Source organism: Mycoplasma sp. 11548 (assembly GCF_055523555.1).
Genome location: NZ_JBVFVF010000001.1, coordinates 421,819 through 446,271, shown reverse-complemented (window position 1 = coordinate 446,271; position 24,453 = coordinate 421,819). Strand labels below are relative to the sequence as shown.

The 24,453-nt window shown below is 27.6% G+C and carries 20 protein-coding genes; 5 read left to right on the top strand and 15 right to left on the bottom strand.

Going from position 1 to position 24,453, the window contains the following annotated elements; genetic code table 4:
- Positions 1–7: 7 nt before the first annotated feature.
- The 7 genes from AC0B4K_RS01825 to secG all read right to left on the bottom strand — a co-directional run bounded on the left by AC0B4K_RS01825 (position 8) and on the right by secG (position 9,454).
- Positions 8–1,462: a thermonuclease family protein gene (locus AC0B4K_RS01825; protein ID WP_465103570.1), complete on the bottom strand. Its 1,455-nt coding sequence runs from the start codon at positions 1,460–1,462 to the stop codon at positions 8–10.
- A gap of 58 nt (positions 1,463–1,520) precedes the next feature.
- Positions 1,521–4,211, bottom strand: a complete 2,691-nt coding sequence (locus AC0B4K_RS01820; RefSeq protein ID WP_465103569.1) for a P68 family surface lipoprotein — start codon at positions 4,209–4,211, stop codon at positions 1,521–1,523.
- A gap of 188 nt (positions 4,212–4,399) precedes the next feature.
- On the bottom strand, positions 4,400–4,684 hold the full coding sequence (locus AC0B4K_RS01815; protein ID WP_465101433.1) for an antibiotic biosynthesis monooxygenase: 285 nt from the start codon (positions 4,682–4,684) through the stop codon (positions 4,400–4,402).
- A 2-nt stretch (positions 4,685–4,686) separates the two neighbouring features.
- Positions 4,687–6,231, bottom strand: coding sequence for a methionine--tRNA ligase (metG, locus tag AC0B4K_RS01810; protein WP_465103568.1), 1,545 nt, complete (start codon positions 6,229–6,231; stop codon positions 4,687–4,689).
- Positions 6,231–7,010 carry a tRNA1(Val) (adenine(37)-N6)-methyltransferase gene (locus AC0B4K_RS01805; protein WP_465103567.1) on the bottom strand — a complete coding sequence of 260 codons (780 nt, stop codon included), beginning with the start codon at positions 7,008–7,010 and terminating at the stop codon, positions 6,231–6,233. Before AC0B4K_RS01805 ends, metG begins: the two co-directional genes overlap by 1 nt.
- Positions 7,010–9,220 carry a ribonuclease R gene (gene rnr / locus AC0B4K_RS01800; RefSeq protein WP_465103566.1) on the bottom strand — a complete coding sequence of 737 codons (2,211 nt, stop codon included), beginning with the start codon at positions 9,218–9,220 and terminating at the stop codon, positions 7,010–7,012. Before rnr ends, AC0B4K_RS01805 begins: the two co-directional genes overlap by 1 nt.
- A 3-nt stretch (positions 9,221–9,223) precedes the next feature.
- A complete protein-coding gene (secG, locus tag AC0B4K_RS01795) occupies positions 9,224–9,454 on the bottom strand; it encodes a preprotein translocase subunit SecG (protein ID WP_465101429.1) in 231 nt (76 codons plus the stop codon).
- A 101-nt stretch (positions 9,455–9,555) separates the two neighbouring features.
- On the opposite strand from secG, the gene AC0B4K_RS01790 reads away from it, so the two are divergent.
- Complete coding sequence (locus AC0B4K_RS01790; RefSeq protein WP_465103565.1) at positions 9,556–11,355, top strand: hypothetical protein; 1,800 nt, start codon at positions 9,556–9,558, stop codon at positions 11,353–11,355.
- 76 nt (positions 11,356–11,431) lie between these two features.
- On the opposite strand, the gene deoC is transcribed toward AC0B4K_RS01790, so the two are convergent.
- From deoC to deoD, 3 genes are read right to left on the bottom strand one after another with little or no spacing between them, the layout of a single operon-like run.
- Positions 11,432–12,094 (bottom strand): deoxyribose-phosphate aldolase, encoded by a 663-nt coding sequence (gene deoC / locus AC0B4K_RS01785; RefSeq protein WP_465103564.1) that lies wholly within the window; start codon positions 12,092–12,094, stop codon positions 11,432–11,434.
- A 10-nt stretch (positions 12,095–12,104) separates the two neighbouring features.
- Positions 12,105–13,400, bottom strand: coding sequence for a thymidine phosphorylase (locus AC0B4K_RS01780; protein ID WP_465103033.1), 1,296 nt, complete (start codon positions 13,398–13,400; stop codon positions 12,105–12,107).
- A gap of 4 nt (positions 13,401–13,404) precedes the next feature.
- Positions 13,405–14,109, bottom strand: coding sequence for a purine-nucleoside phosphorylase (gene deoD, locus AC0B4K_RS01775; RefSeq protein WP_465101425.1), 705 nt, complete (start codon positions 14,107–14,109; stop codon positions 13,405–13,407).
- Positions 14,110–14,263: 154 nt separating this feature from the next.
- Here deoD and mutM point away from each other — a divergent pair, with 154 nt between their 5' ends.
- The 3 genes from mutM to AC0B4K_RS01760 are packed head-to-tail and all read left to right on the top strand — an operon-like array spanning position 14,264 to position 15,985.
- Entirely contained in the window at positions 14,264–15,106 is an 843-nt protein-coding gene (mutM, locus tag AC0B4K_RS01770; RefSeq protein ID WP_465103563.1) for a bifunctional DNA-formamidopyrimidine glycosylase/DNA-(apurinic or apyrimidinic site) lyase, read from the top strand.
- Positions 15,087–15,656: a cysteine hydrolase family protein gene (locus AC0B4K_RS01765; protein WP_465103562.1), complete on the top strand. Its 570-nt coding sequence runs from the start codon at positions 15,087–15,089 to the stop codon at positions 15,654–15,656. Before mutM ends, AC0B4K_RS01765 begins: the two co-directional genes overlap by 20 nt.
- Before the next feature lie 2 nt (positions 15,657–15,658).
- The gene (locus AC0B4K_RS01760; protein WP_465103561.1) at positions 15,659–15,985 is read left to right on the top strand and encodes a Smr/MutS family protein; all 327 of its coding nucleotides are present in this window, start codon (positions 15,659–15,661) and stop codon (positions 15,983–15,985) included.
- Positions 15,986–16,038: 53 nt separating this feature from the next.
- Here AC0B4K_RS01760 and AC0B4K_RS01755 read toward each other — a convergent pair whose 3' ends face one another.
- The 5 genes from AC0B4K_RS01755 to secDF form a co-directional block, all read right to left on the bottom strand.
- On the bottom strand, positions 16,039–17,274 hold the full coding sequence (locus AC0B4K_RS01755) for an MFS transporter (RefSeq protein WP_465103560.1): 1,236 nt from the start codon (positions 17,272–17,274) through the stop codon (positions 16,039–16,041).
- Positions 17,255–18,889: a zinc-binding metallopeptidase family protein gene (locus AC0B4K_RS01750; RefSeq protein WP_465103559.1), complete on the bottom strand. Its 1,635-nt coding sequence runs from the start codon at positions 18,887–18,889 to the stop codon at positions 17,255–17,257. Before AC0B4K_RS01750 ends, AC0B4K_RS01755 begins: the two co-directional genes overlap by 20 nt.
- A complete protein-coding gene (locus tag AC0B4K_RS01745) occupies positions 18,889–19,581 on the bottom strand; it encodes an amino acid--tRNA ligase-related protein (RefSeq protein WP_465103985.1) in 693 nt (230 codons plus the stop codon). Before AC0B4K_RS01745 ends, AC0B4K_RS01750 begins: the two co-directional genes overlap by 1 nt.
- Entirely contained in the window at positions 19,565–19,906 is a 342-nt protein-coding gene (locus tag AC0B4K_RS01740) for an amino acid--tRNA ligase-related protein (RefSeq protein ID WP_465103558.1), read from the bottom strand. The genes AC0B4K_RS01745 and AC0B4K_RS01740 overlap by 17 nt, the downstream gene beginning before the upstream one ends.
- Before the next feature lie 87 nt (positions 19,907–19,993).
- Positions 19,994–22,549: a protein translocase subunit SecDF gene (gene secDF, locus AC0B4K_RS01735; RefSeq protein WP_465103557.1), complete on the bottom strand. Its 2,556-nt coding sequence runs from the start codon at positions 22,547–22,549 to the stop codon at positions 19,994–19,996.
- A gap of 139 nt (positions 22,550–22,688) precedes the next feature.
- Between secDF and AC0B4K_RS01730 the strand changes: the two genes are divergently transcribed.
- Entirely contained in the window at positions 22,689–24,221 is a 1,533-nt protein-coding gene (locus AC0B4K_RS01730; RefSeq protein ID WP_465103315.1) for a transposase family protein, read from the top strand.
- Positions 24,222–24,453 lie beyond the last annotated feature (232 nt).

Sequence of the window (24,453 nt, the reverse complement as noted above, 5' to 3'; positions counted from 1 at the left end):
CTTTCGTTTATTTTGTGACATAATCTTTTACAATTGCATTATTACCATTTTTTTCTCAGTAAAATGGATGTCATCTATTATTATTTTTAATTAAATAAATGAACAATGAAGCATCGGCGGGATTATCAAAATAGTTAAAGATTCCTTTGTTATTTTTGATAGCTTCCTCAAAAGCCTGTGCAATTTGTGGGTAAAGATTATATTCATAACTACTTGCATCTCTATTACGCAAGTAGTTTTCTCATACATCATTACTATAAGGCAGGGTATGACCAGAGCGTACTATTTCAGTAATGTAAGAATATTGGTAATTTTGACCAAAGAAGATATCTGCGGTAATCCGATCATATGAATCTTTTCCAGAAACAAATCCTACCATGATGTCATTTTTGAATTTAGGATTGTTTAAAACTTGTTCAGCAAAATTAGTTGCATGCATTGCAAATGAATATTCAAAAGGAGCCGCTGAAACATAGTTTGAACCACTACCGACACCTTTTTCAGGTGTATCGATTCCAGAAAGACGAATTTTATATGATTCACCTTCTTTAATAATAACACCGCCGCGAATATTCTTAGACTCAAGTGCTATAACTGAAAGTGTATCTCCATCTGACACTGATTCCACTTTAGCTCTAAATGATAAGCCTTTTGGAGTTTCCGATTCAAATGAAATACCAGTTGGTTTAAAATTACTTTCATCAGAGTTAATGCTAAGTTGGTTTAAAAGCGGATTTAATTGAGCTTGCTCAGTTATTTTAACTTCTAAAACACCAAGTCCTAATAAAGCGCTAGATTCAATTTTAGGTTCATAATTAATTGCATAAGCAACACTAATATTTCCAATACTTTCAGCAGCATTTTGCTCATCACGAGTTTTACCTTTAACACCTAATTCGCCTAGTTCAATATTTTTAGAAGTTTGAGTTTTTGTTAAGGTAATTTCACGATTATTAATACTTAGTTTAACTTCTTGAGGAAAACCTGTAATATTTTGAATATTTGTAAAAATCTTATTACCCTGTTTTTGAGGCACTACAATTTTTGCTTTATATGTATCTGTTAAATAACTATTAATTGTTTTATTAATAGCATTTAAAACTTGATTAAACTCATTTTGAATTGTAGAATCAGATAAAGTACCAGATGTTCACAGTTCGTAAGTATTTTCATCGCGGTTACGTTTAAAACTTATTTTTTCAACGTTTAAAGATAGCTTTGAAGTATCGTTTGTTGATTCAATGACCGATTTAAGGGTAAAAGAACCTATTTGCTGCTCATTTTCTGATTTTTGGACACTTGGGTTTTCTGTGTTGCCATTACCTGGATTTGGTTCATTATTTGGTGGCAAAGGCGCAGGGACTGGCTGAGGATCCTTAGCAGTACATGATAAAGGTATCATAGTTAATACTCCTAAAGTACCAAATGTACTCAAAAATGCTTTATATCTCTTTTTGTTCATAGTCTATAAAGGTAATAATAAATATAATTTGTTACCAAATTATATTTATAAGTTTTAATTAACCCTCAATTCCTTTTGTAACATCAGTAACGAAATCTTGGAATGTTTTCTTAGTTTGTGCTTTGTTTGAAATTGTTGATTGAGTTGTTTCTCAAGCTGTTGCAATATTCTTTCTAAAGGCATCAGATTGTGAACCAGCAGGTTCTTCAAAAATTACATAATCTGCTTCTTTAGAAGATTTAACAAATTCATCGTAAGCGATTTTTAGATATTGGTTAGTACCATAAATTTTTGAAGCATTTGTTGCATTACTTTCTAAGTCTTTAACAGCAGAAATGTATCCAGCTGATTTTTGTAATTCAACTAAAGCAGTATTATTAGTTGTTCCGATTGTTTGAGCTGAAGTCATTAACCATTTAACAAATGCTCTGGTAGCTGCTTCATCTTCATCATTTGATTTAATACCAATTAAGCTTGGACCTTGTACATATAATACTTTCTTTGCATTATCTTCATTTCATTTTGAAGGAGTTGGTAATGAAACTAGTTCAGTTTCATTTAATAAATTAGTATCTGATAATGATTCAACAGTGTGTCCTTCAATAGATGGACTCGCTTTAAGTGTTAATTTTTTATCATTTAAAACATCTAAAAATGCATATACTACATATTCAGTGTTAGTACCATCTAGTTTGGTCATCATGTATTTTTTCACTTTATCAGTTTGTGAAGATGCAAGTTCATTTAATTTATCAGTGTAATCTTTTACTTTACCACTTTGGGTATCAGAAACTTTGAAGAATAAGTTTAAAGTTGTTTTATCTTTTTCGTATAGATCCCTAATTATAGTATCATCATTAGCTGTTTTAGCTTTATAATCATAACGCTGAGCTTTTGAAGTATCTTGTAAAGTTGAAGGGTAAATTACGTTTTTGTAACTTGAAAAGTATGCAATACCATCAGGGTATTTAGTATTTTTATCATTAAATTCAAAAGCGGTATTTGACGATAATTCAGTTGTATAACCAGTGGCAGTATGTTTTAAATTAGTAATTGCAGTTCCTGCTTTTTTAAAATTATATGAATAACCAGCAGTTGAACCAATTGAGAAGGCAACTTGGTGCTTAGTTTGATCATTTGATGCATATTGTCCTGATGGATAAGCATAAATTGCACCTTTTTCCATCGCTTCACTAAATTTAGTAAAGATTTCTTGTGATTTAATGTATGAAGCACTATTGTTGTTTTTAATTGCATTAAACTCAACTTTAGTTCTTCCTCCACTCACTGAAACAGTTTGTAGCATATTAGCTTTTTCACCATCTAAAGCTGAGAATAATGCTTGTTCATAAACTCCAGTCATATCATCAACACCGAATACTTTGACACTAGCATCCACTCCTTTTGCTGAATTAACAAATAAACTTTGCGCAATAGTTGCAAATTCTAATAATTTAGTATATGATTCAAAGATGTTTTTTGATAATTTAAATCCATCTTTTTTATAAGGTTGTAATACTGTATCTGCAGTTGAAACTTTTTCTCCTCATAAGGTTTTAACAGCTTCTTTATCACCTTCACCTTTTTTAATAATATCCTCAAAGAATTTATCTGATTCATCACTTGTTTCAAATGTAACACCAGCTTCTTTCATAGTGCTTAAGAAATATCCTAAGACTGAAGCATTAATTGATAATACTTGAGTTGATTTTAATAAAGGTAATACATATGTTGATTTTGCAGTAACGTTTTCGATTTCAGAGTTAACATTTGAAAATCCTGAATCAAATTGAGATAAGTCAGTGTTTAAACCTTCATCTAATGAGTTAAAACTCAAGAGCATATCTCCACTATTTCCCTCTTTTGCTGCTAATTTAGCTGCAACAGTAGAATAGTTTAAAATTAAATTAAAGAAGTTGTCTCTATCACGTGATGAAAGTGATAAGTTAACTTTTTCAGCTCCCGCAGGGTATCCTGAACCAATGTTCTTTTGAACAACTTTTTTAGCTTTTGGTGAAATACCAAGTTTTTTGTACTCAGCATCTTTTTGATCTTGAGTTAAAGAAGCATTGTTTTTAACTTTTGTCATTTCATCAACTAATTTATTGTATTCACTAATAATTGTATTAATTGATTTAAATTGTGCTCCAGTTTCAGAGAAAGTTGTTGCTAAGACAATTTCGCTCTTTGTATTTTGTTGGAACAATCTATTTTTAGACGTAGATGCTTTTAATCTTTCAAAGTAACCAGGGTTGGCTTTGTTGATTTCTGCTTTAATATTATCTTCAACAGTATCTAAAGCTTCATCATTTGTACCTGCTGTAATACTTTGTTTTAATGCTTCACGTTTATCTTCTGGTGCGAAGTTAACATAAACATTTAGCTCCTCTTTACGAGCTCTTATTTCTTCAGAATCAACAGCTGTTGTGCTTGAGCCTGAGTCAGCTTTTAAAGTATCAATTTTAGCTTTTAATTTATCTAAAAGTGTTTTTTGAGTTGTTAAAGATGTTTTAACATCTGCGGCTAAAGCGTTATATGCAGTTAAAGCTGCTGTTACTTTAGTTTCATCTGCTACTGTAACGCTTGTTTCAGTTTTACCTAAAACATCTGCATGATCTTGTTTAAATTTATCTGCAGGTGATGTTTCTGGTTTTGAGTTTGATCCACATGACACTAAGACTGCCATTGGGGTTAAAGAAATTAATCCTGTTCCTAAGGTAAGAACATATTTTCTAAATTTGCTTGACATAATAAAATCTCCAGTTTTATTGAAATTTAATTTATAAATAAGTTAAATAAGTGTTTAATATTTTAAAAAAGGAATTAAATTTTAGTGATACTTAGTAACACAATCCTGAAATTCCTACATAAATTATACACTTTTTTATTAATTCCAAAAATTTTTATATAGAAAAGGACAAGATTTTCTTGTCCTTTTTAGCGAGCAATATTTAAATCAAAAATTTCAAAAACTTTCAGTGACATCTTATTTAAAGTTGCTAATTCTTTTTTGAATTCTTCTTGTGATTCAAAATTTTCATAATCTGTTTCTGTTGATCACCTTTGAATAATTAAAATCTTATCACGAGATTCTAACCCATATTCAAAGGATAAATTCTTTTCAAGTTTACGAACTTTTTGTGTTAAGATGTATAAATAATCAACAAACATTTTAGTTTTTTCAGGATTAATTATATATCTAGTTGCTTTTGCGTAAATCATAATTACCTCTTAATTCTTTCAAATAATATATAATGGGGGGCTTGTTTAAACCTTATAAATTTATTAAAATCTTCAATTTTATTTAAACTTAATTCATCAGCCCCTAAAGCTTGTTGCACTTGCATCATTTTCAACGGCATAACAACTTGCAATAATGTAGCAATTGTATAAATTCCATTTAACAAACGAACTAAAATTTGTTCTAAGTTTTCTAAATCATCTTTTAAGGTTCAGGGCTTTGTTAAATCGATATATTTATTTAATGCATTACTTAAGTTGATTGCCACTTTTAATGCCTTATCAACTTTGTAATCATTAAATAAATTAATATATTCATTTTTGGATTTTAAAATTTGAGTTTCAATTTCTAAATCATGTTCATTAGTTGTTTTTTGGTATTTTAAGGATTGACTGACAAATGATAAATCCTTCATTTTTAAGGTACGTGAAATTAAGTTACCAAAATTATTAATTAAATCCGCATTAATAATATCAACAAACCTATCTTCATCAAAATGCCCATCTTCCCCAAAATTAATCTGCGAAGCTAAAAAATATTTAATTGCTTCGGGGTGATATTTTGATAATAAATCATAAGGATCAATAATGTTGTTAAGTGATTTAGACATTTTATAACCATTTTTATCTAGTATTCAACCATGAGATTGAATTCTAGTTGGTTGCTTAATATTTAATGCTTTTAAGAAAATAGGTCAATAAATCATATGAAATCTTGTAATTTCCTTGCCAACTACATGAACAACTTCAGCATCTTTTGAAGCTCAAAATTCTTGAAATTCTAATTTACTATTTTCAAAATCAAATCGAAGAGCACTAATATAATTACAAAGCGCATCTAATCAAACATATAAAGTATGCTCAGGATGCTCTAAGACAGAAATACCTCATTTTAAATTTGTTCGTGTTACTGACAAATCTTGCAACCCTACATCTATGAAATTAGATATTAATTCTTTTTTTGTTTTTAAAGGCATTAATCATTCTGAGTTTTGATTAATATATTCTTGGAGCCAAGGCAAGAACCTTTGCATATCGAAAAAATATGTTTCTTCTTCAACTCACTCTAATTCTTTTTGGCTAACAGGGTGGTAAAGTTTACCATCTTTTTTAATTGCTTGATCCTCAGTTAAAAATTCTTCATCACTAACAGAATATAAACCTTTATATTTACCTTTATATACATATTTTTTCTTCAAAAAATAACTAAATATTTTTTGAACAATTTGCTTATGTTCAGAATTGCTAGTTCTCCAAAAATATTGATAATCAATTTTAAAATCTTTTCACATTTGAATATATTTACCAGATAATTCATCGACTAAAGTTTGTGGATCAAGATTTAATTCTTTAGCTTTTTGTTGAATTTTTAAACCATGTTCATCGCTTCCGGTTAACATCTTTACATCATAGCCTTGCATTTTTTTATAATTTGCAATTGTTCAAGCTAAGGTAGTTGTATATAAATGTCCAATATGTAAATTGCCACTAGCATAATAAATCGGGGTGGTGATATAAAATTTCTTCATTATTTAAGCTCCTTTATTACTTTAATAGGTTTGTATAATTCTTTTATTTGCGGCAAATAATCATGATTCAATTTATCACTTGAATCATGTAAGTATAAATTAGGTAAAAAATGTGGTCCACTGCCAGTTTGATACCTTGCTTCAACTAAAACAAATTTTGGTTTATCTTGCACCCTTGTATAAACATATTGGATTCGTTTGGGTTCAAAATTATATTTGCGCAAAATCACAAATAAATCAATTGACCGTTCAACTGGTAAAACAATGTTTAAAAATCCTTTTTGTTCAATTATTTTCGAGCATCCTAAAACTAATTCTTCTAATGTCAAGGCAATATCATGGGTAGCAATTAAAATTTCATTAGGTACATCGTTTTTTATTTTTGTTTTAGAAATTTCATAAAATGGCGGATTACAAAAAATACTTTGATATTTTTTTAACGATTGTTTAGCATGCATTTTTCAAAAATCATTAAAATCTGTATTAATTATATTTATTTGATTTTCCATTTTATTAAATTTAATATTTTCATTAGCTAGGTCAGCAGCCCTAGTTTGTATTTCAAGAGCATCAATTTTAAGTTTTGGATTGCGAGCAGCTATAAATATTGATAAAGCCCCATTATTTGCCCCAATTTCTAAAGTATGAGTTATTTTTTCATTTAAAAAAACAAAATTACCTAATAAAATTGTGTCAACTGAATAGTTAAACATTTCTTTGTCTTGATAAATATATAAATTCGAATCAAAACCTAAGCAGTTTTTAACAATTTTAGGCATTATGATTTTCTCTTTGGCTTTTGATCATGTTTTTTAGTTTTTGAATCTTGTAATTTCTTTTCTTTAAGTTTTAAATATTGTGGATATAAATCTTCTAAAACACAATCAACTTTCCCTTGGACTAGATCAGTATTTGTAATTACCACATTAACATAATCTCCAAGAGTAAAGCTACGTTTTTTACCTACTAACTTTGTTAAGTTTTCATTAGCTTCATACTCATCATCAATTAAAGTTGATCTATGAACTAAACCACTAGCTTTAAAATCAAACTCGATGAAAAACCCAAACGGTAAAATACTTAAAATTTGCCCCTTATACACTTTACCGGTTTGATTTTTTAAATACTCAGCAAATTTAAGGTCATTAACGTATCTTTCAGTTTGCACAGCCTTTTGCTCAGCTTTGGTATTTAAATCACCATATACTAATAATTTTTCTTTAAAATGATCGATTAAATATGTTTGTTTATTAAAGACTAAATCACGAATGACACGGTGAATAACTAAATCTGGGTATCTTCGTATAGGACTAGTAAAATGACAATAGTTTTGTGATGCAAGTCCAAAATGTCCGACATTTTCACTTGAATAAATAGCCTTTTGCATTGTCCTTAAAAACATTAATTTAACAAAATCATCATCTCTCACAGTTTTAATTGAATTCACAAAATTTGCAAAATTGAGTGGAGATATTGAATTTGAATCTAATTTAATATCTTTAATGCCTATTGCGCTCAGTGAATTTTTTAATGAAGTAATCTTTAATTCATCTGGTGCATCATGAATTCTGTATAAAGCTGGAAGTTTGTTATCAAATAAAAATGTTGCAATTGTTTCATTAGCTCTTACCATGAAATCTTCAATTAACACCTCTGATTCACCACGTTCACAAATTATAATTTCTTTAACCGAACCATTTTCATCAAGTTTAATCTTGGGTTCATTAATTTCAAAATCAACATATCCTTCATTGATTTTAAACTTATGAATAATTTGCGATAATGCTCTTGCTTTATCTAACATTTTTGTTAAAGTTTTAACATCATCCAACGATTGATCAATACCGATATCACCTTCCTTAAAATATTTATCAACTTGTTTATAGGTTAATCTAAATTTACTTTCGATAATTCCTTCAAAAATTTCAAAATTGATATTTTTACCATTTTGATCAATTTCCATTTCGCACGCCATAACAAATCGTTTTTGGTTTGGATTAAGCGAACAAATACCATTCGATAATTCGACTGGAAGCATTGGCACAACTTGATCAACTAAATAAATACTTGTGCCGCGCTTTAATGCTTCATTGTCAATTTCAGTATTTTCTTTAACATAATATGAAACATCAGCAATATAAACACCTAAAAGATAATTACCAGTTGGTAATTTATCAACATAAATTGCATCATCAAAATCTTTGGTATCATCACCATCAATTGTAACAATCATTTTATTAGTTAAATCTCTGCGGTTTGTTCGATCTTCCTGGTCAATATTTTTTGGTATTAAAGAAATTTCTTGTTCAAGCGAAGAAGGAAAACTGCTTGGAATTTTTACTTCTTCTAAGTAATATTTAACATAAACCATTGGATCAGCTTCATTAGTAATAACCTTGATAATTTCAATAGAAATGCAACTGCCTTCTATTTTAGTTATCTTTGCTTTTACTAAATCATTTAATTTAATTTGAACAATGCATGTTTCAATTTTTCAAGTAAAAATACGGTATTTTGTATCTACTGGTACAAAATAAGTTAAGTCATTTTTAAGTTTAATAAATCCTTGAATTTCTTGAGTATTTCGACAAATAACTTCGGTAATCACTCCATCACAAGGCATTTGATCATCAAACACGTTTTGATATATATTAACTCTTACAGTATCATTATGCATTGCTGTATTAAAGTTAAACTTTTTCACAAAGACACTTTTTTTTGTGTTATTTTCTAAATCAATATCATAGTCAACAAATCCAAACATTCCTTTTGCATTAACAGACAAAACACCTTCAACACTTTCAAGAAACTTAACAGCATAATATTCATCATTATTGTTTTTAAAAATCTTGTTATCTTTTTGTAAAACCGATAAGAGTGAAGTTATTTCCCTGTTATTTGATGGTGGTATTCTAAAATACTTTGCAATTTCTAAAAATGTTCGTGATTTTGCAGATGAAATATATTTAACTATTTTTGCTTCGTTCATATACTATATAAAAATCCTCAAAAGTAATGATAAAATTAGTAATAAAAACCCAAAAGTCATCATTGAATATTTAAGAATTTTCTTAATCCCTCTTTCTTTTGATACTTTAAATAAATCTAAATCACCACTTCCAACTAAAGCTCCAGAAAATCCATTTGAATCTGGTGACATAATAAAAGAAATGATAATAATTAAAAAACTTATGATTATTAAGATAATTGTTAATGCTGCCATAAAACTCCCTTTTTTAAGCTACTTTTTTAAAATATTCATGATAATTTATAAATATATATAAATATTAATTATATATTACCATAATATTATATAATTAAGGCATGAAAAAAATTAAAAAATTATTAATTTCAACAGCATTGCTACCAACTTTATTTCCTTTAGTAAGTTGTATGAGCAATCCAGAACCGACAAAACCAAATGAGCCTATAAAAAGTGGGGATGATGATAAAAAGGACCAAAAGCAACAATTGCAATTAAACTCTGATAAATTTGAGTATATCTCAGAAACAACTCAAAAAGAAGGTTTTATTAATTTATTAGAAATTATGTTGAATCAAACCAGGGATTATGCAAAAGAATTATTGGTTGAATTTACAGCCATTGAAGAAAATAAAAACTTCTTAGAAAATATTAAGACTCAAAACTCTCAATTATATGAACTTTGGTTAACTTTTATTCAAGATAAAAAGTTTACAGAATTTCTCAGCGGTTTACTTAAAAATGCAAGGCAAGTTTTAGATCAACTAAATATTGGCGAGATGATCGCAAACCTAAATGGCTATGCAGCTCGTTATACCAGTAATATATTAACAGGATTGATTTCGTCATTGAAAACTGAAGAAACTAAATTGCAAAGTATGAGAGAATTCTTTGATTTTTACCGCGAAACAATCTTTACACAATTAAACATTAATACATTGCTAGAAATCTATAATTCTTTAGAAAATAAAACTACTAGTTCAAAAATTACGCAATTTAAAGAAGATATCAAATTGTTAATTAATAATTATAAAAAAGATACACAAGAATTATTTAAAAATTGAGATTTTACCACTTATAAAGTTTTAAAACAAAGTATCTTTGAAAAAAGTAGTAAATACTTTAAAAAATCTGATGAATTGCTAACCTTATTAAATAATGACTTACAAACCGAATATTTAGCAATAATTCAAAAAACTTCACCACATTTTAGCTTGCTAGTTAATAATATCTTTAATCGTCCACATGGTTATGATTCGCCAAATAAATTTTTTGAAACAATTGATAATGAAAATATACGTGGTAGAGCAATTGCCAAAATTGAAAGCGAAAAAGGAAATCCACAAACCTGAGACGATATTGTTTATAATGATGCAGATAAACAAAAAATTAATGAAGCCTTTGAAAAATCTAAAAATTCTATTGCAACTCAATATGATAATGATTTAGTCGCTAAAGACTTTTTACAAATTACGTATTCTGATAATAGTGCAAACCATATTTTGCCATTAACCTTATACTCTCGTGATCAAACTTCAAATTCATTTCCATTAATTGATAATGAATTTGAAGAAGATAGAAAACAAACCAAAATATCAAGCTTAATACCAGCAAATATCAACCACATTGTTAAAATTGTGCTGCCAGTTTCGTTGAATATCGGTGAAAATAGTTTAAATAGTTTAAGCATTCTTAACAAACTTCAATTAAACTATATCCCAGATTGAATACCTAATTTAGATAACAAGAGAATTCCATTATTTTTATATAGATATAATAATTTAACTGTTTCAAACCTTACTCGTGAAGCAAATAAAATAAATATTGAGTTAGGTATTAACAGTAACAAAACTAATATTAATCAATATATTGATTATAATGCACGTATTGCAAATTTTGTACCTAAACACAGTTTTGTCACTCCATATATATCTAACCCAAATGGACATTTGGGTAATGCTGAACCGCTTGAAGCTAACTTAAATTATGATTTATATATTGGTCTTAGTGATGAAATTTATAATGAATTATTTGCACCAAGATATAAACAACTTGAAGAATTAGCTAAAACTAAACCAGAACTTGACTTAGTTGCAGAAAAACATAAATTATTCCAAGAAATCATCTTTGAAATTAAATAAGGCATTTGTAAAATGTCTTATTTTTGTTAAAAAAATACCCATAAGGAAAACCTTATGGGTTATAGAATGTATAAAATTAATATCCTTCTTTTGAGCTTAAACCTTCCATTATTGCAACAGCTCGTGATGTTCCAAAGCGTGTTGCACCAGCTTCATACATTTTTATTAAATCTTCTAGGTTACTTACTCCACCTGCCGCTTTAATTAATAATTTATTGCCACAAGTTTCTTTCATAATTTTAATGTCATCTAAAGATGCGCCTCTAAAACTAAATCCAGTAGATGTTTTTATAAATTCAGCACCTGATTTCATAACAATTTCGGTTGCTTTTTTAATCTCATTAACAGAAAGTAAGGCTGTTTCAATAATAACTTTTAAAATGCGGTTACCGCACGCTTCTTTTACTTTCTTAATATCATTTAAAACATATTCATAATCACCTGATTTAAAGCGTCCAATATTTATTACCATGTCAATTTCGCTGGCCCCATGATCAATAGCAAGTTTTGCTTCTTGAGCCTTAACTTGGGTAATCATTGACCCGAGCGGAAATCCAACCACGCTAGTAATACCGATGCTTGTTTTAGCTAGTTTATCATGTACATATCTCACTCATGAAGAATTTACACATACAGTTTTAAAATTATATTTAAGAGCTTCTGAAATAAGCTTATTAATATCTTTTTCAGTTGCCTCTGGTTTTAAAAGTGTATGATCGATTAATTTATTATAATCCATAATACCTCTTTTATTGTAATTTATCAAGAATTACTTTGTTATCTATTTTAGTCATATTAAATTTATAAGCATTTTCTAATTCAACTGCTAATTTTTCATCAATTGGGTTTGATGAAAATAAACTAAATAATGTTTCCCCAACCTTAACATACTCGTTGGTCTTCTTATTTAACGTAATCCCAGCTTCAAAATCTAAAGAATCTTCTTTAGTTTGGCGCCCTGCTCCTAATTTCATAGAAACAAGGCCAAAAGCTAAGCTATCAAAAATTTCGAGATAACCTTCTTGTTTTGCTTTAATCTCTAATTTATATTTAGGATTTCAAAAATCTGGGGCGAGTAATTTATCCAAATTTCCGCCTTGTAATTTAACAAATTCATAGAATTTTTTAAGCGCCATTCCATTTTGTATAACTTCTTGCACCATTTGTTTGGCATGCTCAGAACTTGTTGCAAGTTTAGCTTGTAATAAAATAGTTGAACAAGAAGAATAAATAAGTTCGTTAAAGTCTTCTGGTCCATTTCCTTGCAACGTTCAAATTGCTTCTAATACTTCGTTTTTATTACCAATTTCCCGGCCTAATGGGCGATTCATATTAGTAATTTCGGCTCGTACATCAACGTTTAATTCTTTTCCGATGTTAATCATAGTTTGTGCTAGTTCTTTTGCACTTGCTTCATCTTTCATAAAAGCTCCATTACCACATTTGACATCTAATAAAATAGCATTAGATCCTGTGGCAAGCTTTTTAGACATAATAGATGACGCAATTAATGGAATTGAATCAACTGTAGCAGTCACATCACGAAGTGCATATAATTTTTTATCAGCAGGTACTAATTTAGCACTTTGTCCAATTACCGCAATTTTATGATCTTTCACTTGTTTGATAAAATCATTTTGGCTTACTTCTGTATTAAAACCTGGAATTGATTCTAATTTGTCGATTGTTCCACCAGTTTGAGCTAGTCCTCTACCACTCATTTTGGCTACATATCCTCCGCATGCAGCGATAATTGGAGCAATGGCCAGTGTGGTTTTGTCTCCAATCCCACCCGTTGAGTGTTTATCAACTTTAATGCCAGGTATCTCGGATAAATCAATAATTTCACCTGAATTCATCATATATTTAGTCATTCAGGCAATTTCACGTGATGTCATCGAATTGAAGACAACAGCCATTAAAAATGCACTCATTTGGTAATCTGGTGTATTTCCTGCTACATATGAATTAATTAAAAATTCAATTTCAGTTTCGGATAATTCTTGGTTGCGTTTCTTTTTGTCAATAATATCAACTATACGCATAAGTTTATTTTGCTAAGTTTAAAGCAATCTCCACCATTTTAACAAAAGCAGTTTGACGCTCTTGTGAACTAGTTTCTTCTTTAGTGATTAAATTATCACTAATTGTTAATAAACATGCTGCTTCTTTACCAGCTTTTTCAGCATTTGTAAATAATGCATATGATTCCATTTCAACACAAACAGCTTGTGTTTCCTTAATTCTTTCTTCTAACGGTACTACAGAGTAAAATACATCAGAAGAGTGTACACGACCCTTAGTTAGTTTGTGACCTAAATCACTAGCTATTGATTCAATTTCTTTATTTAAAGCTTCAGCAGGGTATGCAATATTTCCATCCTTACCTAAAGCAAGTTTTCTAAATGAATCTGAATCAGCATAAGCTTCAGTTGCCAGTACAACTTCATACAGTCCTAATTCTTCAATATATGAACCAGCAGATCCAATTCTAATAATACGATCTACATCATAAAAATTAAATAATTCATATGAATAAATTCCAATTGATGGACATCCCATTCCGCTACCTGCAATGGTAATTTGCTTTCCTTTGTATGTTCCAGTATACATAAACATGTTACGTACTGAGTTAACAAGTTTATATCCAGGGTCCAAAAATGTTTCAGCAATATTTTTAGCTCTGAGTGGGTCCCCAGGCATAATTACTGTTTTAGCAATTTCTCCCTTTTTTGCACTTATATGTGGTGTCATAATTCCTCCAAAAATATTATTATTTATTAAATTTTAAAAATTGATTATTATGTGATAAAACATATAACCGTAATACTATTTTACCACAATTTCGTTATTCCAAAAACATGGCAAAAGCTTAGTGTAATTTATAAAAATATATTATAATAAGTTAATGCCAGAATATCCAGAAGTAACAATTGTACAAAGATCATTAAATGACCACGTCAAAGGAAAAATAATTCTTAAAACAGAAGTTAAAATTGAAAAAATAATTAAAAATACCGATCCAAATTCATTTATTAATTTTTGCAAAAATAAATTAATAAATGATATTGAAAACTTTGGCAAATACTTAGTTTTTAATTTTAGTGATAATTCAAGATTAATTTCACACTTAAGAATGGCCGGAAAATATTATATACGTGATATTAATGATCCGTACTTATATAATTATAAACATGATTGTATTTATTTCTTTTTAGATAATCAGAAAGTAATGGTTTATAATGACACACGTATGTTTGGTTCTTTTGAAATAATTGAATCAAACAACATAGATTCAATTTACCAAATTAAAAAATTAGCAAAATTACCTGGAGATGTAGATCCTAATGATTTATATCAAAAGATTAAGAACCGTAATATTAGTATTAAAAAAATTCTCTTAGATCAATCTTTAGTGCTCGGAATTGGTAATATTTATGCTGATGAAGCCTTGTTTGAATCACAAATTTATCCAATGACAAAAGCAAAAGATATTTCTTATCCAAAATTATGTGAAATATTAAAAAATGCGCAAGATATTATGGATAAAAGTATATTATATGGGGGAAGCAGTGTAAAAGATTATAGCTCAGTAAATGGTATTAATGGTAAATTTCAAAATGAATTGAAGGTTTATGGTAGAGCAGGTTTAGAATGTTTAAGATGTAAAACACACTTAATTAAAAAAGTAAAACTTGATTTTAAGGAAAATGGAAGGGGGACAAGTTATTGTGAAAACTGTCAAAAATAAAAAATTATTCTTTGTTATCGATATGCTAAATGGTTTTGTACGTTTTGGTGATTTAAGTGATAAACGTATTGCTGGAATTGTGCCTGATATGGTTGATCTTTTATCTAGTAATAAAGAAAATGATGTCATGTTTGTTTGCGATGCACATAGTGAACATGATTTAGAAATGAAAACCTATCCTGAGCATTGTATTGCTGGTAGTAGCGAGGCTCAAATCATTGATGAATTACAAGAATTTGTTTTAGATGATGAATCTAACGTACTTTACAAAAACACAACAAATGGTTTTTGAGAATTAGATAAAAATATTCTAAATAACTATGATGAATTTATCATAACAGGTGCATGCACCGATATTTGTGTGATGCAATTTGCATTAAATTTAAAAACATGACTAAATAAATCAAAACAAGATAAACCAGTTGTTATTTATCGAAATTGTGTTCAAACTTATGAATCGCTTGAACATGATGCTGATTTATTTCACAGTATGGCACTTAGCATCATGCAAAAAGCTGGTATTATTATCAAAGTATGACGCAAACTATAGATTTGCATGGACTAGAGTCTCAAGATGCTTTAATTGTTTTACAAAACCATATCTTTGACCTTGAAGAAGGAATAATTTCTGACTTAACTATAATAACAGGCAAAGGTAGTGGTATATTAAAAACAACCTTTGAAAACTTTGTGAAAAAACATAATCATAATAGTAATTTAAAACTTAAGTATCAGGCACTTAATGATGGATCATATTCATTATGAGTCCAATATACAAATGATATTTATAGTAATAATTCTTATGAATCGAATTGAAATATTTCACAAAATGAAGTAAATCAGTTATTTGATGATTTGAAAACAAAGAAACTAACATAAAACATTTAGCGTGAAAACGCTAAATGTTTTATATAAATTTAATCATTTTGAGTCTAGTATCCACTTTTTTTAATTTTTGGTTGATAAATTCAAATTAGTATTGTTGAAACTAAGATTACAACAAAATATGCAATAAATGTATATGTAACTCAAATTGTAGCTAAGTAGGTTAATAAAATAATAAGCAACGAACTTAATATAATTCTAAAACTTAATGAAATACCATTTTGTTTATGGAAGGTTTTGGCATCAAATAATTCATAAGTTAAACTATAGTATTGACTTAAAAATAGTGAGAATAAGAATTGTTGCATTGAACTAAAGATTATAAATAAAATTAGATTTGTAAATTGATCTTTGATAAATATTAAACCTAGTAATCATACAAATCCAGCTAAAGATATGATTGATAAAACTCAAGATATTTTAATTGCCTTAATTTTCTTAAGCCAAAACTGAATAATAGATGATAGCAATGCACTAGCTGAAAAAATAATATTTATATAAAAACTTCAAATATCTATTGAAAAATCTGACATTAATTTAAAATATTGCGGCAAGCCACTACCACGAGGATATGTAAAAATACCAATTATGGTTGAGGCAGAAAGTACATAAATCCACTTTTTGTATGGCTTTGGTTCTATTATAGTCGTATGGTTAGCTTTATTTAGCTTTGTTGTTGTAAATACCGATTTCTCAGTGTTCGTCTGAAGTCATAAGTATAAGAATCCAGATAATAAATAAGTAATACAGTTAAAAATAATCAAATAATAAAAACTAAGATTTTGATAAATAAAAAAAGATAAAATTGGTGAAGCCATAAAACCAACTGAAGTTGCAAATGATGATCCAATGTTCATCTTTCACATTTGCTTTTCATTCGTTGCTATATAGTAAACTATATTTTTTATATAAATAAATCTAAAAGAATGTATAAATCCTAATATAGCAGATACTATAATTAATAAAATTGAAAATGTATAACTATCTTTGATTGCAAAAAACATGGCAATTAAAGATACTAAAAATAAAACGCTTATGACGTCGCAAATAAATAAAATAGATTTACCAGATAATCTTTTAAAAAAATAAACTATTTTAGAACTAAAAATATAAACAATAATTGTTGGCAGTTGAATAAGTAAATATAAAATTGATACTAGCCAAAAATCTCCAGTAATACGGTATATATATAATGACGAAGCAAATTTAAATGCTTCGGATCCAATTAAGGAAATTGCTAAAGAACCAGTATATTTATAAAGGTTATTTAGAAAACTCTTCATTTAAAATACCTATCGCAAATAACATATAAAATATATTTTTATGGAAAATTTTAGATGAATATGAATGAATTTCATTAGCTGGTATAGCAATTGTTATTGAATTTTCAAATTGAAACTCTGTTTGGTCTGTAGATCCGGCACCAAAATAATATTGAAAAGGTAGAGCATAATCATTAAAAATTTTAGAAATATGTTCTAACATTTTTGGATTAATACCCGTATAAAAATCAGCAACACGGATTAATAAATTTTCATTATCCCAATTTTGATATTTAGATACTTCTAAATTATAAATATAATCCTTTGAACCTATAATATCTTTAACTTCTTTTAGTTTTGAACTTTGTAACTGAACTTCCTCACGTGTTGTTATTAGATAATTAAGGTTTGCAATCTTTGTTTTTTCTATCATTCTTAATGCAAGGGTATTAATGCGATTGTCATGGTTTCTAGTGATAAAATAAGAATCATTAAACTCAGGTTTTTGACTTGAAATCACTTGTAAAATTTGATTATCATAATTCTCATAATCAATTTCTAATTGTTTTCTTGCGATCTTTGATTGATATTCTTTTGAATATACTTCGCTAGTTATTGCAGTTCCGTTTACTCGTTTAATATATTCCCCATCAAGATTATATAAATCATAATCTCCTGAAATTCAATTGCATGTACCTAAGTTATAAACATTATTCGCAACTAACAAACCTCCAGCTTCATCACTATGACTTATAAATAATTTTTTTTCTTTTTTGTTATTTTCCTTTAAATAAAACCCTTTGAAGTTGTTCCTTTGTATTTCAAAAACTTTACTTAAGAAATTTATTTCAGTGCCAGGCAATGAGGGAATATTATAATTATTTAATAAAAAGTTAGTAATAAAATCTTTATTTTGTAAGATTCTTTCACCAATTTTTACAATTAGTTGAATCTTTTGATCTTTAGCGAAAAATTCGTAAAATTTTACAATAATGTCAACTATCTCATCGTCTTTAGTTAACTTTTTATAAAAGTCTTTATTACCATAATCAAAAATTAACATTTCTGTATAGTTATATTTGTAAAAAATAAAAAAACTATTTCAAAGACAATGCTTCAAAAAGTCTATTGTTTCACTATTAAATAATTCACTAGTATTTACCAAAATTTTTCAATTTGTTAATTGTTCAATTGTGCGGCGGATTTTTTTATCCCTATCATGTGGAAAATAATCACTCATTATATATGGTAGAGCAAGTAACTTCTGCGTAAATAACCATTTACCTTTTAAAAGTAAAATACCATCTCAATGTGAACTTGTTGTAAATTTTAAGTTAAGTTGTTCTAGCAAAATTATTTCTATTGTTAAAGAATCTAAATTAAAAATAAATAAATTGCCATCATTTTTTGCAACTTCTATTTTTTCGTAAGTTTGTATAAATTTTAAGAATGCAAGTTTTGTTTCATAACTAGTTGATCATAAAACAACATCCAAATCAGCGGGCATATTATCTTTTGCTTGCTGTTCTAATCAAAAAACAGCGCTACCTTTTAATATTATTTTAAGGTTAGAATTAGTTTCTTTGTTAAATTGGTTTATATGACTGTTTAGTTTATTTAATATTTTAATTATCATTATGGTAAGACCTCCAGATCCGTAAGCCTCGGAATTACTTGTACATCACGGATATCCTCTAATCCAGTTATAAATAAAATTAATCTTTCAATACCAATTCCAAAACCTGAAGTTTGTAAGGGTTGTTCTTTTTTCATTTGGAGATACCAGTTATATTCATTAGGTTTATTTTGGTGATCATTAATAGAGGCAATAGTTTCATCATAGTCAAAACATCTTTGTCCTAGTCCCACAGTTTCACCAATACCAATTAAAAGATCTGAGTTTAAAGAATATTCACCAAATCTTTTTTGGTAAAAAGGGGTGTTTATTCAAGGAAAATTATTTAATCAAAAAATTTTGTCCGAAAATTTCAGCATTAAATATTTTTCACCATGACTATTTATATTAATAAATCCATTTTTATTATCTATCCCTATGTTATGCTCATTTTCTAAAATGCTTACCGCATCTGAAAAGTCAAGGTCATAAACTTCTTGTTTTATCCATTTTTTCAATCTGGAAACATTGCTTGCATTATAAGAATTAAGTAACCCGGGTTTTTTATTAACTAATCTTGTTATAAGCTTCTTTAAATAGTTAATAACTAATTCTTTTGCTTGATTTTTGTTTCCTATAATTTCAATTTCAAAATGATAAAACTGATGTAGGTGTCTTTGATCAACATCTTCACCTCTAAAAGACGGAGAGATATAACCAACTCTTTCAATCCCCCTTAGTTCTTAATAACAATTCTAAATAAAATTGCATACTATCCGCAAGATAAAAAGAGTAATTTGGTTTTGAAGATGAAAAAACTTTATATGGTAACGAATCACTGCCTAACCCCATAGGACTTGATATGCTTTGAGTATTCACTGGAAGGTTAACAATCTCAATATGATTGCGTTTCATTCATTCAAATGTAAATGCAATTATTTCAGAAGTAAGCTTAATTAGATTATATGTGGAATTAGATTTTATTAAGTCTAAAAAATTATCTTGATATTCTATAAATCTATTTCTTGTTTTATCCATAACAAGATTATTATACCAAATTTTTTATTTTCTATTTATACAAAAATAACACCCTTATAAATAAGAGTGTTATAAACTAAGTTTAAATTATAAATAATCATTAATTCCATTAAAAGTTTGTTCTTCAAGTTTATTAACTTTTCAATAACCTGTATCAATTCGTTTTTGTTTGATTCCTTCACTATAACTGAATATTTTTACTCAAACATAAACAGATAAATAAGAAGAGAAAACAAGAATTAACGGTAATGAAATAAAGATTAAAATAGTAGGTAAATTATTGGTACTTGTACCGATAAATATTAAACCAATACCTAATGCTAAAATCCCAAGGAACGAAACTATAAAACGTTTAAGGTTTTGTGTAATTGTATAATTAGCAACATTTAAAATCTCTGGTGTTGTTAGCACTTGTTTATGATATTTTAATTTTACATTTTCCTTTAAGTCTGTAAAAATATGCATCTTTTCATTATTAGACCAAATAAAGATGATTAAAAAGATGATTAAACTATAGTTATTGATCTGAATTCTAGTCAATATTAGTAATCCAAAAACAATTAAGAAATCAAGAACACTTGTCAGAGCTCAAACAATGCTAAAGACTAAACCAAGTCTAAATGCAACATAAAGTAAGATAACTGCAGATGAAATAACAATACCAATAACAACTCATTGCAAGTCATTAAGTGATGAAATATTTGTTATATTAACACTATCGACACTTAATAAATTATTACTATATGAATTTGCTAGTTCTTGTATTTGTTTTAAAATATCTTGATCATGATGAGATAGTTGTATTGATACACCGGTTAGTCCATCAAGACCAGTAATTGAATATATTGATGATTGGGTAATTAATGATTTATTTAAAACTGCCGAATCATTAATATAATTGATAAAATTATTAGCTAATTCTGAATCAAAGAAATACTTAGATTTATCAAGTGAAGTGATGTTAATTGTGTAATATCCACTAAAACTATTTGAAACATTAAACCCATTTAAAGCACTCCCTCTGGTTCCAGCTAGTGCACCAAAAATAATGGTTGAAATTAAAATTAAGGCAGTAAATAAAATTAAGATGAATTTGAAGTGTTTAAAATAATTTACACTTATTTTATTTTTAAAAATATATGCTTTGTGGCTTAATTTTGTAATACCAAATAATTTAATTTTTTCAATAAAGTAATCAGAAGTACTGATCGAAATAATAATAAACTTTAAAAAAATCAATGAGATTATAAGTGATATTATTGTACCAAAAACTGTAAATGAACTAAACTGCTTAATTTCGTTGGTTCCTAAAAAGAAGATAATTAAACTGGACACAAAAATTATTACATTGCTGTCAATAATTCTTAATGAATTAAATCGTGCAGTATTAATAATAGCTTTCTTAATAGAATCTCCTCCTAGATGCCTATCTTTGAATTTTTCAAACCAGCCAGATGAAGATTCAAATAAAATTAGCATACCTAGTAAAAAGGCACTTAAGCTTGCAGGAGAATACTCTCCTCTAACCACTGTAAACATTGCTAAAGTAAGGGCTGCATATAAAGCACTTGAAATAGCAGCAATTACACCTAATAGTCCATAATTAATAATTTGAATAAAAGCTAAAATTGCGAAAGTAACTAATGATCCAATTATGGCATATAAATAAGTATTTTGTGAACCTGAATGATCTTGAGAATTATGTGTTGAAAAAAGTTCTAAGCTATAATCTCCTAAAGCAAAATTAATTTTTTCAACTAACGATTTAGACTCAGAATTAGATAAAGTTGCTTTATTTGATAAATAAAGATGTTCCCCATTATGAACATAATATACTTGTGCATTATGAATTAAATATTCTTTTGAAACATTTAATTCACTTTCTTTAAGTTTATTGTTAGTCTCTTCATTTGAATCAGTTTTTTTTGATTTAACTGAGTTGTTAACATGAATAAAATTATATAAATTTTGATTTGCACTTTGTCAATCACTTTGATATTCATTAACTGCTTTTTCATATAGGTTTTGAATGTTAAGTCAAATCAAAATTTCTTTGCCAACTAGTGATTCAGTGGCTTTTGAATATTCTGTTTCACCAGTATTTCCATTTAAGGCTATTTTAACACTGTTGTTTCCATTTTGTTCAACATATTCAGCACTTCCAGGTTTAAACGGAATATTATAATCATAAACGTTTTTATAATCAAGTGCTTGGGAATTATTAAACTTACCTAAATAAAATAATGGCTTCATATCAGTTGACGTTGCGATAATTGAAGGTTTTTGTATAACTTTGTTAATAAAATTACTTAACTCCAGTTGTGAAAGTTTACCACTTTTAGAAATTGATATTTTATCACTAGAATAAGGCTCTACCTTAATTCCGCTATAACCAAAACTATCAACTAAACGGTCATTAATAGACTTTGAAATCTTTAAATTATCAATAGAATCGGGTTTGTCACTTTTTATCTTAACAACTATTTGAGTTCCTGGATTATACTCATAGGTTTTATTAACGTTGGAGTTAAAATAAAAAAGACTACCAAAGATAATTGAAAGTAGACCTGCTATTAAAAGCAAAGTACTAATTAAAAGCCTTTTTCATGATGTTAATTTAAATATTTTATTTAAAAATTTCATATATTATACTATACCATAAAACCTGGTTTTTATATGCTATTATTAGTGATATTTTTTTGTCCAATGACAACTATTTAGGTCCATATATAAATCCCATGGAAAGTGAACTAATTTAATTAAAATATGGTATAAATTATTTATGAGAATCAAACATAACATAGATAAGTACAAAAACTTAACAAACTACGAACTAAAAAAACAGCAATCTCTCATATTAATTGCTGCTAATATTGAAAAATCTTTATCTCAACTTAGTTTAATTACAAACCTTAGTGTATCAACTGTAAAAAGATATAAAAAAATAATAAAAAGTAATCAAGAAATTGACATCAGTCATAAAAATAAAAATCAACAAAGAAGTTGCAAAGTTACAGATTCAGAAATTGAATTAGTGTTTAAAGATTATTTAAAAACATGTGAAATTATTTTAAATAGCGTTCTAACAAATAACCAACTTTCGTTTAAAAGTTATTATTATTCAGAATATGGTTCTTTTATAAGGCAAAAAATTTCTTACAAAACTTTGGTAAGAAGATTCAACCAATTAGGATTATTTAATATACATACAACCAAAAGAGGAAGAAAAATAGCAAAAATATCAAAGAAGAAAACTTCACAAGAGACAACATTGCTATTAAAAAAATATTATAAACAAATTAAACAAAATGAAAAACAAAGACAAGTTTTGGGTCTAAAGAAAAATTTAGAATTTGGTGAAATTGTTGAAATCGATGCTCAGCTTGAACCATATTTAAAAAATAATAAACCATTCTATCTTTATCATGCAATTGATGTTGCTACTGGAACATTATTAGCAGCATGATTTGAAGAACAAGAAACAACATTAGGATATCAAAGACTGTTAGAAATAGTATTTAAGAAATATGGATTTCCAAAGAAAATTTATACTGATAAAAGAAGAACTTTTTGGGGAAACGAAAACGCACAAACAATTTTTGAAAAAGATTTAAATAAAAAAGGAATAGAAGTACTCAGTTCATCTAATCCCAAACATAAACCTCACGTTGAGAGATCTTTTAGAACATCATTAGATCAATACCCATTATTAATTCATGAAAACGGATATAAAGATATTAATGATTTAAAGCAAAATAACGAAGTATTTCAAAATTATTACAACACGAGGAATAAAAAAATAATTTCTAAACATAATGTCTTTCAAAAAGAAGGAAAGAAAAACGGCAATTGAGCCGTTGATTTAGAGATTAATAGAAAAGTTTTAAATGGTGTTGTTAGATACCAAGGTAAAAACCTTGCAGCTTTCGATATGCATGACAAAAGGATTATATTTCCTTATAATTCTGATGTTGTGTTAGTACATTGTTCTGATGATAATTTGTATTTTAAATATAATGGAAAAAAATACTTTGCCAAAGAACCTAATGGAAAATATCTAAGCTTTACAGAAATGTGAGCTCTTGAGAAAGGTTTAGATTATTCTATCCCTGCCGTTGGAAAACTAGCATTTATCCATAAGAAAACAAACTCATTTTTTAAAACTCTTGAATTATACATCTCAAAGTTTAATAGTGTCTCTGTGAATGCACAAGGAAATAACCTTGAAGCCAATAAGATTATGGCTGAGTATTTAGAGATACTTCGAACATTACACAGAAGCATCAATGATGAAATAAAAATTGATGCATATTAATTTTAATATTTTTTAATAAAAAAGAAAATAATAAAAATAGAAAACACGGGCACGTGTTTTCTGGAAGTTTTGCTTACTTTTTCAAAAGTAAGGCCCCCTTGATTGCAATCAAGGGCGGGGGGTTAAAAATCTTTTTGCTTCATTTTGAAATTTTATAGTTAATTTAACAATATGCATAATTATGTCTTAATTTTTTAGACAGTAAAAACATCAAAAAATATATAAATTTTCC